14 protein-coding genes are annotated in these 13423 nt (G+C 53.1%); 9 read left to right on the top strand and 5 right to left on the bottom strand.

Going from position 1 to position 13423, the window contains the following annotated elements; genetic code table 11:
- The first annotated feature begins 176 nt into the window (after positions 1–176).
- The 9 genes from P40081_RS20145 to P40081_RS40080 all read left to right on the top strand — a co-directional run bounded on the left by P40081_RS20145 (position 177) and on the right by P40081_RS40080 (position 8221).
- Positions 177–1187, top strand: coding sequence for a 2-oxoacid:acceptor oxidoreductase family protein (locus P40081_RS20145; RefSeq protein ID WP_042137960.1), 1011 nt, complete (start codon positions 177–179; stop codon positions 1185–1187).
- Between the two features lie 26 nt (positions 1188–1213).
- Entirely contained in the window at positions 1214–3520 is a 2307-nt protein-coding gene (locus P40081_RS20140; protein WP_042137959.1) for a thiamine pyrophosphate-dependent enzyme, read from the top strand.
- Positions 3521–3673: 153 nt separating this feature from the next.
- Positions 3674–4699, top strand: coding sequence for an ROK family transcriptional regulator (locus P40081_RS20135; RefSeq protein ID WP_042137957.1), 1026 nt, complete (start codon positions 3674–3676; stop codon positions 4697–4699).
- Between the two features lie 11 nt (positions 4700–4710).
- Entirely contained in the window at positions 4711–5919 is a 1209-nt protein-coding gene (locus P40081_RS20130) for an MFS transporter (RefSeq protein WP_042137956.1), read from the top strand.
- Positions 5919–6518 (top strand): DUF1349 domain-containing protein, encoded by a 600-nt coding sequence (locus P40081_RS20125; RefSeq protein WP_042137955.1) that lies wholly within the window; start codon positions 5919–5921, stop codon positions 6516–6518. The genes P40081_RS20130 and P40081_RS20125 overlap by 1 nt, the downstream gene beginning before the upstream one ends.
- Before the next feature lie 127 nt (positions 6519–6645).
- On the top strand, positions 6646–7167 hold the full coding sequence (locus tag P40081_RS20120) for a hypothetical protein (RefSeq protein WP_042137954.1): 522 nt from the start codon (positions 6646–6648) through the stop codon (positions 7165–7167).
- A gap of 325 nt (positions 7168–7492) precedes the next feature.
- The gene (locus P40081_RS40085) at positions 7493–7825 is read left to right on the top strand and encodes a NifB/NifX family molybdenum-iron cluster-binding protein (protein WP_442950215.1); all 333 of its coding nucleotides are present in this window, start codon (positions 7493–7495) and stop codon (positions 7823–7825) included.
- Positions 7826–7908: 83 nt separating this feature from the next.
- Positions 7909–8106, top strand: coding sequence for a hypothetical protein (locus tag P40081_RS39795; protein ID WP_042137953.1), 198 nt, complete (start codon positions 7909–7911; stop codon positions 8104–8106).
- Entirely contained in the window at positions 8018–8221 is a 204-nt protein-coding gene (locus P40081_RS40080) for a hypothetical protein (protein WP_256703772.1), read from the top strand. Before P40081_RS39795 ends, P40081_RS40080 begins: the two co-directional genes overlap by 89 nt.
- Before the next feature lie 306 nt (positions 8222–8527).
- Here P40081_RS40080 and P40081_RS20110 read toward each other — a convergent pair whose 3' ends face one another.
- The 5 genes from P40081_RS20110 to P40081_RS20090 all read right to left on the bottom strand — a co-directional run bounded on the left by P40081_RS20110 (position 8528) and on the right by P40081_RS20090 (position 13310).
- Positions 8528–9346, bottom strand: coding sequence for an ABC transporter permease (locus P40081_RS20110; protein ID WP_042137951.1), 819 nt, complete (start codon positions 9344–9346; stop codon positions 8528–8530).
- A complete protein-coding gene (locus tag P40081_RS20105) occupies positions 9343–10356 on the bottom strand; it encodes an ABC transporter ATP-binding protein (RefSeq protein WP_042141267.1) in 1014 nt (337 codons plus the stop codon). Before P40081_RS20105 ends, P40081_RS20110 begins: the two co-directional genes overlap by 4 nt.
- Positions 10357–10386: 30 nt before the next feature.
- Positions 10387–11184: an ABC transporter permease gene (locus P40081_RS20100; protein WP_042137949.1), complete on the bottom strand. Its 798-nt coding sequence runs from the start codon at positions 11182–11184 to the stop codon at positions 10387–10389.
- Between the two features lie 31 nt (positions 11185–11215).
- Complete coding sequence (locus tag P40081_RS36515; RefSeq protein WP_081970039.1) at positions 11216–12262, bottom strand: ArsR/SmtB family transcription factor; 1047 nt, start codon at positions 12260–12262, stop codon at positions 11216–11218.
- 532 nt (positions 12263–12794) lie between these two features.
- Positions 12795–13310: a MogA/MoaB family molybdenum cofactor biosynthesis protein gene (locus P40081_RS20090; RefSeq protein ID WP_042137947.1), complete on the bottom strand. Its 516-nt coding sequence runs from the start codon at positions 13308–13310 to the stop codon at positions 12795–12797.
- Positions 13311–13423: the final 113 nt, after the last annotated feature.

Here is a 13423-nt window from a genome sequence, read left to right as displayed (position 1 = left end):
AAGTAACGCCGCGCTGTCGCGTATAAAGAAATCCATTGAAATCCATAAAGAATTGTGATTCCCAAAGCGTGGATAATGCAAGATATGTCACTTCGCGGCTTGCAATTTCAAGTTACAATCGTTGAAAAAGTCAAAAGGATGTTATTCTTCTTGACACTAAGAAAGGGGTTATGTCGGTGGTACAATTGCCAAAAGTAAATGAGCTCGGCTTCTTTGAGATTCGTCTCGAATCTATTGGGGGCCTGGGAGCGAACCTTGCCGGTAAAATGCTCGCGGAAGCGGGTGTAGTCGGCGCAGGACTCAATGGCGTCAGCTTTTCATCGTATGGTTCGGAGAAGAAGGGGTCGGCGGTTAAAGCTCATATCCGTTTCTGCGATATGGACACTCATATCCGTGATACATCCCCGGTAGAGCGTCCGCATGTTGTCGGTGTTTTTCACGAAGCGCTTGCCAAGACCGTTAACGTAACCAGCGGAATTCATGAACACAGTACCGTTCTTGTGAACTCGGCCAAGACGCCGGAAGAACTCAAAGAACTGCTGAAGATGAAGGCCGGTACGATTGCAGTAATCGATGCCACCAGCATCGCACTGAAAGAGAAGAACCGCGTGAATATGGCGATGCTAGGCGCGCTGTTCCGGCTCTGTCCGTTCCTGGATACCGATATTATGAAGGGCGTTATTGAGAAATCGCTCGGCAAGAAATATCCGCAGGCGGTCCAGTCGGCCATTACGACCTTTGACCGTGGTTATAATGAAGTGAAATTCATGCATTTCGAGCTCGCTGCCGGTGACAGCATGCCGGTGTATGTCCGCTCCGATATTTCCGCTCTCGGCTACGAGACTCAGCCGATAGGCGGCACCATCACGAACCCGGGCGGCAGTTTCCTGAAGAACCTCAGCATCTCCCGTTCCGGTATGCTTCCGGTGTATGAGAATGAGTCCTGTATCAATTGCGCACAGTGTGACACGGTATGTCCGGATCAATGCTTCGTCTGGGAAGAGCGGCTGGACCGCAAGGGCCGTTCGCAGATGTTCCTGCTCGGCATTGACTATCAATACTGCAAAGGCTGCCTGAAATGCATCGGCGCCTGCCCGACCTCGGCGCTCTCCAGCACCCGGGAGAAGGAAGGCTATGCAGACAGCCATACCGTGAAGCATACGTTTGATCTGGTTACTCAAGTCTAAATTTCGGAAGAAAGGTGGAATGAATTGTGGCTATTGATTATGAAAAAGAAGTAGGCTCCGCCAAAGTGGAGCAGAAATTCCTATATGAATCCGGCAATGAAATGGCTGCTTATGCCGCCCATCAGATTAACTATCATGTTATGGGGTATTTCCCGATCTCCCCGTCGACGGAGGTTGCCCAGTTCCTCGATACCATGAAAGCCAGCGGACAGCATGATATTATGCTGGTGCCTTCCGATGGTGAGCACAGCTCCGCCGGGATCTGTTACGGCGCTTCCACAGCAGGCGGCCGCGTGTTCAATGCTACCAGTGCGCAAGGGTATATGTTCATGCTGGAGCAGCTGCCTGTACAAGCAGGTACGCGGATGCCTATGGTCATGAACCTGATCTGCCGTTCGATCTCGGGTCCGCTGAATATTCACGGTGACCATTCCGATTTGTATTTCGCCCTGAACACCGGCTGGCCGATCCTGATGTGCCGTGATCCGCAGTCCGTCTACGACATGAACCTGATGGCATTGAAGCTTGCGGAGCATGCCAAGGTCCGCCTTCCGGTAATGGTTGCTTCTGACGGTTATTTCACTTCTCACCAGAAGCGCCGTGTGCAGGCTTTTGCCCACCGCGAGGATGTTCACAAGTTCGTAGGCGAGCAGCCGCCAGTTGGCTTCACCGATACGCTGGACCGCAATAACCCTGTTACTGTAGGTCCTTATATGAATGAACCGGATTATATCAACAACCGTTATCAGCAGTCGGTAGCCATGTACAATGCCGGTGAAGTGTTTGAAGAGATCGCAGCGGAATTCGCTGTACTGACAGGCCGGCATTATCCGATGATCGAGCAGTACCGGATGGAGGATGCCGATGTGGCCGTATTCCTGATGAACTCCGCTTCGGAGATTATCAAGGATGTGGTCGACCAGCTGCGTCTGCAAGGAATTAAAGCGGGTGCCATCTCCCCGAACATGATCCGCCCCTTCCCGCAGAAGCAGATTGCTGAAGCGCTGAAGAACGTCAAAGCCATCACTGTCGGTGACCGTGCGGATTCCGTCGGCGGACACGGCGGCAACATGGTTAACGAAATCAAGGCTGCATTGTTCACGTACGGCAACACGACCACTAAGGTAATCAGCCGTATCTACGGACTGGGCGGTAAAGACTTCTATGCTGAAGACGGCCATCATTTCTTCCAGCTCGCAATGGATGCCGTGGTAGCAGACCGCGTAGAAGTGCCGTTTGATTACTACGGCCACAATCCGGGAGCGCCGGAGAATGCGCCGAAGCGTCTGCTGAAGCCGATGAACTTTGATCTGTTGAAGACCGGCCTGATTACGGTGAATAAGAATGAAGAAACTGGTAAGCTGGCCGTGAAGATTCCGCCGATCCGCTCCCTGATGAAGAAGCCAAGACGCTTGTCTCCGGGACATGGTGCATGTCCGGGCTGTGGTATTTTCTCAGGCCTTGAGCTGTTCTTCAAAGGGATTGAAGGGGATATCGTAGCGCTGTATCACACCGGCTGTGCCATGGTTACAACTACCGGCTATCCTTATTCGTCACATAAATCAACGTTCATCCACAACCTCTTCCAGAACGGTGCAGCTACACTGTCCGGTGTGGTCGAAATGTTCTGGGAACGCAAACGCCGCGGCGAGCTGGACGGCCTGGGGCTGCAGGATGACTTCACCTTCGTTATGGTAACGGGTGACGGCGGTATGGACATTGGTATGGGTCCGGCGATCGGCGCTGCACTGCGCGGCCACAAGATGATCATCGTGGAATACGATAACGAAGGCTATATGAATACAGGTGCACAGCAGTCTTATTCCACACCGCTTGGACACCGTACTTCAACTTCGAGCATCGGCAAAACCCAGCAGGGCAAGCTGACCCAGCATAAGGATACTGCGCAGATTATGGCTGCGACCAATATTCCTTATGTCTTCACCGGCTGTGAAGCTTATCCTCAGGATCTGCTGAAGAAGGCTGCGAAGGCTCAGTGGTATGCTCAGAATGAAGGTCTCGTCTACGGCAAGATCCTGATCGCCTGCCCGCTCAACTGGATGAGTGAAGACAAAGACGGAACAGATATCGTCTCCCTGGCTGTTGAGTCCTGCTTCTTCCCGCTCTATGAAGTAGAGCAGGGCATGACCAACATTACGTATAACCCGGAAGACAAGGAGAAACGGATCGAAGTCTCCGCCTGGCTGAAGACTATGGGCAAAACCCGCCATCTGCTGAAGCCGGAGAACGAGCCTGCGCTGCGCAGCTTCGAGAATGAGGTACAGCGCCGCTGGAGCCGTCTCAAAGCGAAACATGAGCATCCTGATTTGTAAGGCTTAACCTAAGCACCACTATAATTAGCAATCGTTCCTATCCGCCCGGCAGAGATTCTCTGCCGGGCTATTTCAACATTTCAATAATTTTTTTCAAAATAACCATTTATTAAAATACTTTATTAAAGTATTATTATAACGAGGTGAAAGCAGATGCAGAAGATTGGCGGCAATGCGTTAGTCATTCGCGAAGTGAATATGAACCTGGTGCGGCAGGTGCTGAAGGAACACGGGCAGGCAACCAAACGGCAGATTGCCGGAGTTAGCGGCCTTAGTGTCGTTACAGTGGGCACTGTGCTGCAGCTATTGGAAGCGCAGAATGAGGTGCTGGCTGGAGCACAGGTGTCCTCCAGCGGAGGGAGACCTGCACAGCAATACATATACAATGACGAGTATGCCCTGGCGCTGATTCTGTTCACGCATGAAGAGCAGGATGTGATCTACATTCACAGAACGGTCGTTACACTTGCCGGACGTACACTGTTTGAGGATAATACAGCGGTCTCAGGCGTCGATCTGGCGGCCTTTGAAGCGGTGATTGACAGCTCGCTGCAGATGTACCCCCTGATACAGGCTATCGGGCTGGGCCTGCCTGGTGCGGAAGTAGAAGGCCTAATGGTTGTATCCGATTACAAAGCCTTGCGCGGTGTTCCGGTGGCAGAGCATTTCCGGCAGCGGTACGGCAAACCTGTTGTGATCGAGAACGATGTCAACGCTGCCGTGATTGGCTATTGCCGAAGGATGAAGGAGGAGACAGCTTCAGTTGTCTATTTGTATTTTCCGGACCGCTTCGCTCCGGGAGCCGGCATATTTATAGGAGGCAAGCTGTATAAGGGGAAACGCGGCTTCGCCGGAGAGGTAGCCAACATTCCGCTCGGCATTGCCTGGGGAGATGGCGGACTGATTGCTTCTTTTGAGGCACTTACGGATGCAATTGCCAAGCTGGCGGCTGCTGTCAGCAGTGTGCTGAATCCGGATATTGTTGTGCTGTACGGCAGCTTCCTGAAGGAAGAGCATCTTCTATCCGTGGAGAAGAAATGCAGCGCCTCGCTGCCTTATCCTGCAATTCCAAGGGTGAGAATGTCAGACGATTTCGCTGCTGACTATATTCAGGGCATGATTGTGCAGACGCTGGGCACTTTGGAACAAAGACTGTATTTAACGAAAATAGAAGGTTAGGCGGGGAAGAGATGGCAACGGTATTCTTGATCATTATTTATATGGCATTTATCAGCTTAGGTCTGCCGGACTCCATGCTGGGAGCGGCCTGGCCGATCATGAGGCTGGATTATGGGGCGCCGGTTGAGACAGCGGGACTGCTCTCCATGATTGTAGTTGCGGGGACGATTATTTCTAGTTTAGCCAGCAGTGCCGTGCTGAAACGGCTGGGTACGGGGATGGTTACTTTTATCAGCGTGGCTGTGACGGCTCTGGCCTTGCTCGGCTTCTCTTACTCTTCTTCCGTAGTTTGGCTGGCTGTGCTGGCCTTGCCGCTGGGGCTGGGTGCCGGTTCTATCGATACAGGGCTGAACAATTATGTGGCTACCCACTATAAGGCGCATCATATGAGCTGGCTGCACTGCTTCTGGGGCATCGGGGCAATGCTCGGACCGATCATTATGTCGCGTTATATCGCAGGCGGCGATTCCTGGAGAACGGGATACTTTACTGTCAGCATGATCCAGTTTTCGCTTGTGGTGCTGCTGTTCATCAGTCTGCCGCTATGGAAAAGGGCAGGCAAGAGCGGCAGTCCGCAGGCTGAGAACGTCAGGAATGAGCCAGAGACGGTAATGGCAGCGGAGGCTGCTTCCGGCAATGTGCTGCGGATCAAAGGCGTGAAGCTGGCGATGATTACCTTCCTGTTCTATTGTGGAGTGGAAGCCACGGTAGGACTCTGGGGCAGCAGCTATCTGGTTAATGTCAAGGGTGTCTCAGCAGCAACTGCTGCTGGCTGGGTGTCATTGTATTACGGCGGAATTACGGCCGGGCGGCTGCTTACCGGGTTTATTACCTTCCGGTTCAGCAACAAGGAGCTCATCCGCGGCGGTCTGGTTATATCCATGCTGGGTGCGCTGGTGCTGGCTTTACCGCTTCCGGCGGTCTTTTCACTGGTTGCATTTATCCTGATTGGATTGGGCTCGGCACCGATCTTTCCCTGTATGCTGCATGAGACACCAGCCCGGTTCGGACAAGCGAACTCCCAGAAGATTATGGGCTATCAGATGGCTCTGGCCTATACCGGTGGAGCTTTTCTGCCCCCGCTTCTGGGCTGGGTGGCAGCGCGCAGCAGCTTTATGATTCTTCCGCTGGTGATGATCGGGTATATTATTGTTATGATTCTAAGCTCTGAGCAGATCAACAGTATGATGAAAAAACGGAAAGAAGAGGTGAGCCTGTAATGAGAATAGTAGCGTGGCAGGATGGAGCATGGAGTAACGAACCGGTGTCCAGCAGAGTTGTAGCAGGAGCACTTGTGGCGGAAGCTGCAGAAGGCAGTGATTATTGGCAAAAAACGATGTACGGCTTCCAGCATGACAATGGGCACGCCTTGCTCGCACCCTGGGGGGATGCGGAAGCTATAGAGGTCAGCTTTTCGCTGGACGGGTTCACAGAGCTGTATGATCAGGCAGGCATTATGCTGTGGTATAGTGAGGAAGTCTGGATCAAAGCCGGTATTGAGCTGAATGATGGTATTCCGCATGTGGGCGCCGTTGTGACCGATGGCTACTCCGACTGGTCGCTGTCACCTGTTCCGGAATGGACGGGTGAGGTGATCACCCTCCGGGCTTCGCGGATGAAGGATGCCGTAATCCTCAGAGCCAGAACGGAGAATCATCCCTGGAGGACGATCCGGGTCGCCCGTTTTCCGTATGTGACCGGTAAGCAGGCAGGACCCTTCCTGTGTGCTCCAACCCGGCCGGGATTTCAGGTAACCTTCACACGGTGGGCTGCTTCAGCTCCTGATACCGATGTGCATACGGACCCGCCAGTACGTTAATCTCCCGGTGCACGGAATCATTCCAGCAATTTGCGGTAAGACAATCGGCTCTTTGCATACTTTTCACGTACTCAGCCATCCTATACCCAACAGGAAGAATCTGAGTGTTTGTGAAGGGGGAATAGTTATGAAGCGCCGATTAGCAGGTATGCTGGCTGCGGTATTGACTGCAGGCACACTGCTCGCAGGCTGCTCCGGGGAGCAGAACAAGAAGGAAGCGGGAAGCTATACGATGCAAGCGTATCAGGACGGGTCAATGCTGGCTTACTCGCAGGGAAAAGGGCTGGACGGCCGGTTCCGCAAGGCGATGCGGCGGGCTTTTGCCATTGAACAGCTTGCGCTGACCGATGAGAAGTTCACCGAAGACAACCGCGGAAATACAAGCTATCAGTACCTGATCAACAACCAGCCCGCGCAGAATATCACGCTGCATGTATTCACCAGCCGCCCTGAGCGGGTGAGCCGGATTACGGATTGGTACGGCGGTATAGAGCTGGCGGAGACGTCCGGGGCGAGAACAGAGGTCTATAACAAGGATAATACTTCTCTGGTGTATACCTCCATGGGCAAAGAGAAGGGGAAGTATTCGAAGAAGGTAAAGGACCTGTTTAGCGGACTTCTGGAGCACCTGGGTACACACGCCCATTAAAAGATCACACAATATTCACCATTCAGGGGATTAATTTTTAGGCAGCGGTTAGGTATTTTAATACAAAGTAATTCAATTGGTATTTGTTTAATTAGCCGAGCGGTTCACCGCATGCCGGTCTCAACATCCGTAAGCGGGTGGGGTGCCGGCCTTTTCTTTTATACACCTATGTGAACAAGTTCACAACAAAGCAATGACTGCATAACAGCCTTAAGCAGGAAGCATACACCAAGAGTATAGCGCAGCATCTGCTGAGATTGGGCCGACTGGACCACAATCCGGAGGTCAAACCATACACCTGGGAGGTGAGCGGTTTGGCCTCTTTGTGTATCGCAGAATAGGAGGAGATGGGAGTGACGTGGAAGATTGCTATCGGAAGTGTGGACGCATCCACATCAATCAGCATTTTGGGCGATGTGACCGGTTCCTGATCTATAGGATGGAGCCGGAGGGAAGTTACAGCATTATAGAGGACCGGAGTTATGACCGGCAAGCGGAAGCAGCAGGCCATGACACGCATTCGATGCAGAATACCGCCGCCCTCCTTGCAGACTGCAGTTTGTCCTGGTCAGCCACATTGGACCGGGAGCGAGAGCGCTGCTCTACGAGCGGGGAATTCAGGCTATGGCGGTCGAGGCTCCGATTGAACAGGCGCTGAAGCGTCTGGAGCATTTTCTCCGCTCAGGCAGGGGTGCTATTCTGCAGTGAATTATTGCATATTACATCAAAGGAGTGTCGGACATGACTAAGAAGTTGAAGCAGATCGCAATTTACGGCAAAGGAGGAATCGGCAAGTCGACAATCACTTCCAATATCAGTACTGCGCTGTTGGGTGGCAGGCTACAAGGTCATGCAATTCGGCTGTGCTCCCAAAAGCGATTCCACCAATACGCTGAGGGGCGGAGAATACATACCTACACTGCTGGATTCATTGCGTGATAACCATTCGGTCAGGGCTCAGTTTTTTGAAATGGCTATGTTGAATTTGGTCAAAAGGCGGTTATCGAGCTATGGCTCAGGTCAATATTCGGATTCCCGTCCGATTTCCCTGTAAGGTCTTAGATGTTGAAGCGGACTGAGAATCCTTTAACTTGTTCTAAAGAGCTTGAAATGAGGCATTTCAAGACGCTTAAGGGAATCTCAGTCAGGATGATCCCAAATTCCTGCAGATTTGGCCAAGTAGCGGAATCTCATTCCTCCTCAGAAGCCGATTCCTTATATTACTCGGTGAAAACGGCTACCCTCTTAAGGACGCGTAGCCGTTTCTACCGGAAAGTGAAGACTTATTATGTTTGGGGATCCCCGTAAAGTTCCTGGATCATCCTCGAAGTTAAAGCCCCCCTTTGCGGGGGGATCTTGTCTAGAACATGCTCCAGTTACCCTTCAGGCGGGCATGGCGCTCAGCGCGGTACAGGATATACCGGGTGCATCCGGCAAGCAGAAGACTGCCCGCCACCAGAACGGTCAGCGCCAGCCACCAGGTCCGGCCGGTAGTGCCGTACAATGCTCCGCGTACAAGGATCAGACTGTATGTCACGGGGAACAGGGCGGACAGCCCCGTTGCCCAGGCCGGGAAGACGGCTGGAGGAATACGGACTCCCCCGAACAGCTCCATAGGAGTCTGAAAAATATAATAGAGAAATGAGGATTCCCGGGAGAACAGCGACACCGCGCTCAGCATTGCCCCCCAGATGATAGCGGCAATTATAATCAGCAGCAGAGCAAGGGTTAGCGCCGTCCAATTAACTGAAGCGGTATCTGAAACAAACACAAACGTCAGAATGGAGAAGGCCGCGAACATCCATATTCCATGCAATAAGGAATAGAGGGAGCGTCCATACAGGAAGGCTATTTTGGATGCCGGAGTGAGGAAGACGGTCTCAACAGTACCGTCCTTGCGTTCCTGCTCAAAAATCCAGGCCGCTTCCACCACCGTCCAGAACAGCTGGAATACTAAGTAGCCGCTCAGCAAAAACAACGGGATACGTTCGTCCGGGATGACCCGTGATAACACAGAGCCTTCCCCGGTCCGGTAGGGCTTCATCGTGTAATAAGAGGTCAAGAAGCTGATGATAGGCCAGAAGAGCAGGGAGAAGAAGGTAGCCCGTCCCTTCCGGCGGTTTCTGTGCTGCTTCTTAAGTTCAGCGGCAATTGTCATCCATAGGCCGCCGGGTCTCATGAGGCCCGCTCTTCGGAGAGGAGTATAATAGCATCCTCCAAGGTGGGCTTTTCGCAGGAAAAGCTGTGGATGTGCAGACCGTGATCACTCACCCAGGGAAGCAGCTCTGTAATGAGCCTGTCCGCTTGGGGAGTTTGTACAGAAATTCGATAGGCTTCTTCCGGGCTGGAAGAGATTAGTCCGGCAGCGTGTTGCCCGCCCGCTAGCTTCGCCGGATGACCCAGTGCTCCCAGATGGGCAAGCAGCAACGGCCGGAGGCACTCGTCCCATCCGCTTACATCCAGATGCGCGGTCTGCGAACCGGCAATCTGCGAGACGATAGCCTCCGGTTTGTCGCAGAGCAGCAGCTCGCCGCGGCGCAGGATATACACCCGGTCACACAGCTCTTCAACCTCCTGCAGATAATGGCTGGTCAGCAGAATGCCTTTGCCTTGTTCCTTGGCGAGCTTCCGTACCGTTCCGCGCAGCTGCCGTGCAATGGGTGCATCCAGCCCCAGTGTAGGTTCATCTAGGAATAAGTAAGCCGGATCATTGATTAATCCGCGGGCAATCTGCAGCCGCTGCTTCATCCCTTTGGAGTACTGCTCGACCGGCTGGTCAGCCGCTTCAGCCAGTCCGACCTCCTCCAGCAGCCTGCTGCTTTCCCGGCGGATTGCCAGGCTGCTGAGTCCATACAGCCTGCCGAAATACTCCAGGTTCTCCCTGCCGGTTAGCCGCCAGTACAGCATCCGTTCACCGCCGGGAATCATGTTCACCTTCGATTGGATAGCTTTCCGATTATCATCCATAGAGAGGCCATCCACCTCTATACTCCCCGAAGTCGGATCGAGCAAGGTGGAGAGCATGCGGATGGTTGTGGTTTTGCCTGCTCCGTTCAGGCCGAGCAGTCCGACAACCTCACCCGGTTCAATGGTTAGCGACAGTGCCTTGACAGCGGTATGAAGCTTAATTTCAGAGCGGAACAGGCCAAGCCTGTTTTTGGTCTGATAGATTTTGGTAACCTCATTCATGCGGATCACTTGGACATCAGCCTCCCTTATTTAGAATTGCTCGAATAAACGTCGTTCCACCCTGGAGATGCACCATAACCCTACAGTAATATAGACCAGACTAAGCAGCAGTGCAGGCAGGAGGTCCGTCAAAGATACCGTCTCCCCGGTCAGCAGTGCACCGCGCAGTAGCTGGAGCGAAGTGGTAAGCGGGAAGACCTCCGCCGCCATCTGCAGGAACCTTGGCAGATACTGGCGCGGGAACTGGAAGCCGCAGAGCAGGGTCATTACGGTGAACAACGTATTCTGCACGATGTATGTATCACGTGTAAGCAGCATCACACTGCCCATCACCAGTGCCATTGCATAGGTAGACAGGATAAAGAGGAAGGCTCCGGCCAACACAGACAGCAGATGGGGAGCTGGAAGCCGCAAGCCGGCCAGAATGCCGAAAGCGAGAACAGCCGCCAGGATTAACCCGCTGCGGTAAAATTGCTGCACGGCCGTTCCGAGGAAATAGCCGTTCCTGCTGGAAGGAGAGAGCAGCAGCGCCTCAAGAGTGCCTTCCCTCCATTCGGTGATTAGTGACCTGGAGACATTCATCATCATGCTGACGCAAAAAATATTCAAAGTGCCGCCGATGATGGCAAATGCGAGATAGTTATTTGTTCCGGTATAAAGGGCGAATTTGTCATCCAAATCCCCTTGAATCAAATAAACATACGAGAAATAGGCGACCAGGACGAGATAGGCTCCTTCAATAATGTGACCCAGGGTGAAATTCCAGGGAAACGCTCTGAGGTTGGACCTCTGGTTTCTTACAGCGGTTGCAATGGCGGTTTGCCACACGGGCGGACATCTCCTTACTCGGGAATCAGACTCATTGTTCAAAATACTGCCGCTGAAGAACAATCAGGCTGTCAAACGCCTCCTTGCTGCTGGAGTAAAACAAATAATTTCCCTTGCGCTCCGAAGTGACGAGTCCGGCTTCGCTGAGCAGCTTAAGCTGCTTCGATACGGCAGCCTCCGAGATGCCAAGCACCGGAGCGAGCTGCTTCGTGCAGTGCGGTGCCTGCCAGAGCAGCTTAAGCATGCGCAGGCGCGTTGCATCGCCGAGCCCCCTGAACTGGCGCAGCAGATCTTCCGGCGGCGCTTCATTGAAGGCCAGCCCGGGAATATCAACAGCAAGCGGCAGCATAAGCCTTCCCTTGTCCCCGGTCCAATCGATCAGCAGATGGGGGAAAATGAAGGTGGAGGATAGCACAAAGATCTGCTGCAATTGTTCATATTCAAAATGATAGGTGAACGCTTTCTGTGCAGTAATGGTCCCATCGGCGGCCTGCAGCCGGGGATGCAGCGAATTCAGCGCTTTCTCCGCAGAGCGTGAGGCTGCTTCCTGAAACTGTGCCGCTGCGGTATGGATCCAAGGCTGAATATACTCCCACTCCTTGCGGAAGTATTCCTGTTCGTAATCCTCCAGGGTGGTGATCAGCAGGTTGCGTACAGACTCCAGATGCTGCAGCAGGTAGCGGGCAGGTTCATCCGGCGGAGTTACAGGTTTGCCGTGCCCCGGCGGCAGTCCATGCTGCCATTCCAGAATCGTACCCAGTGATATCCTGCCGTTCAGCATCACATGAATAAGCTCAGTGTCCGGCAGCGCCTTAAGCACCCGGATGCCTTCCTGGCTGGAGGAGAAAGAGCCAAGGCGGTCCATAAGCGTGAGGCCCGTCCAGCTGTCGGACAGCCTCCCGATCGCCTGTATTCCCTCCACAAGGGAAGGGGACATTCTGCTTAACAGTTCCTTAGCCCAGTGCAGGCGTTTGGGGTGATGCTCCGGCTGATAGAGCACATGCAGGCTGCACAGCATTTCGTGATAGGGGCAGACAACGGTTTTGATCTTGCGTTGCAATCGTTGGAGTGAGCTCATCTCTTTCCTTTCCGGTTAACCATATGGTTAATCAAAAACCACTTTCGCGTAAAGTGTTCAATAGTATAATTACAACTCCAGAAGTTGTCAATGTCATTTGAGGGCAGCTCAAAAAAGGCAAACCTGCCAGCGCGCGCCTCATTAGAGACGCGGTTGGCAGGTCTGCCTTCTGCTGTTAACGGTAAAGTATAAGCGGGGAGGGAGTTCTATCTTCTTCTGCCGTGCTAATTCCGGAAATACCGCACATTTCATCCCGGACGGAATAAGTGTAGATATGCTGCGGGACCGGAACACATGGCGCCGGACCACTTCAACATGGTGGACTAGCTGGACTACCTGGGGGTGATAGTAATCTTCATATACGACCTCTGTAGGGTCTGTAACCGTTTGAACAGGGCATTTTGGACAATTTCTCATTACATTCAGCTCTTTCGCGATTGGACTTATGCCAGTATACGCGCTGTACAAGGGTCTGCTTGTTCATTTGTCCATATTCCCGATAAATGGGCGTACGACTATCCGGTACACTAGATCAGGAACGTTTGTAGATTTCACGCATGACATGGCGCAGTTCGGGAAGGATCAGCCGTTCCATGGCAAGCCTGATTGCACCGGTGGAGCCGGGCATCGAGAATACTGCCGTACTGCCGATCGTGCCGGCAATAGCCCGGCTAAGCATGGCGGCAGAGCCGATATCTTCCGTGAAGCTAAGCAGCCGGAAAATCTCCCCGAAACCCGGAAGCGATTTGTCAAGCAGTGAAGCAACCGCCTCATAAGTCGTATCGCGGGGTGAAATGCCTGTCCCTCCAGTCAGCAGTACGGCTTCAATGCCGGAATGGACGGAGCTTTTGTAGACCAGTTCACGGATATCCTCATAATCATCCTTGACGATCGTGCGGCCGGTAACAGTGTAGCCCGCTTCCTCCAGCATATTCTGGATCAGCGGCCCGCCGGTGTCCGTCTCCAGGGTCCGGGTGTCCGAGACCGTAATGATATAACAAGCTACTGAATCGGGGGCTTCACGCCGGTGTTCTTCTACGGATGTCATGCGAACCAGCTCCTTTTGTCTGTAATGAACGCTTTATAACCCCCATGATAGGGGATGAAGGAAGCAAAGACAAGTTCGTGCCGGACAGGCAGAAGCGCCGGAAGGGGCCTGTG

This window comes from Paenibacillus sp. FSL P4-0081 (assembly GCF_000758565.1).
Taxonomy (GTDB): Bacteria; Bacillota; Bacilli; order Paenibacillales; family Paenibacillaceae; genus Paenibacillus_AQ; species Paenibacillus_AQ phytohabitans.
The sequence above is the reverse complement of the archived record's forward strand: the minus strand, read 5'-3'. Positions and strand labels throughout refer to the sequence as shown.

Bases quoted from the DNA above. Each gene is read 5' to 3' on its own strand.
- P40081_RS20135 (WP_042137957.1), top strand. From the start codon at position 3,674: ATGCAGAAGATTGGCGGCAATGCGTTAGTCATTCGCGAAGTGAATATG.
- P40081_RS20130 (WP_042137956.1), top strand. From the start codon at position 4,711: ATGGCAACGGTATTCTTGATCATTATTTATATGGCATTTATCAGCTTA.
- P40081_RS20125 (WP_042137955.1), top strand. From the start codon at position 5,919: ATGAGAATAGTAGCGTGGCAGGATGGAGCATGGAGTAACGAACCGGTG.
- P40081_RS20120 (WP_042137954.1), top strand. From the start codon at position 6,646: ATGAAGCGCCGATTAGCAGGTATGCTGGCTGCGGTATTGACTGCAGGC.
- P40081_RS39795 (WP_042137953.1), top strand. From the start codon at position 7,909: ATGACTAAGAAGTTGAAGCAGATCGCAATTTACGGCAAAGGAGGAATC.
- P40081_RS40080 (WP_256703772.1), top strand. From the start codon at position 8,018: ATGCAATTCGGCTGTGCTCCCAAAAGCGATTCCACCAATACGCTGAGG.
- P40081_RS20110 (WP_042137951.1), bottom strand. From the start codon at position 9,346: ATGAGACCCGGCGGCCTATGGATGACAATTGCCGCTGAACTTAAGAAG.
- P40081_RS20105 (WP_042141267.1), bottom strand. From the start codon at position 10,356: ATGAATGAGGTTACCAAAATCTATCAGACCAAAAACAGGCTTGGCCTG.
- P40081_RS36515 (WP_081970039.1), bottom strand. From the start codon at position 12,262: ATGAGCTCACTCCAACGATTGCAACGCAAGATCAAAACCGTTGTCTGC.
- P40081_RS20090 (WP_042137947.1), bottom strand. From the start codon at position 13,310: ATGACATCCGTAGAAGAACACCGGCGTGAAGCCCCCGATTCAGTAGCT.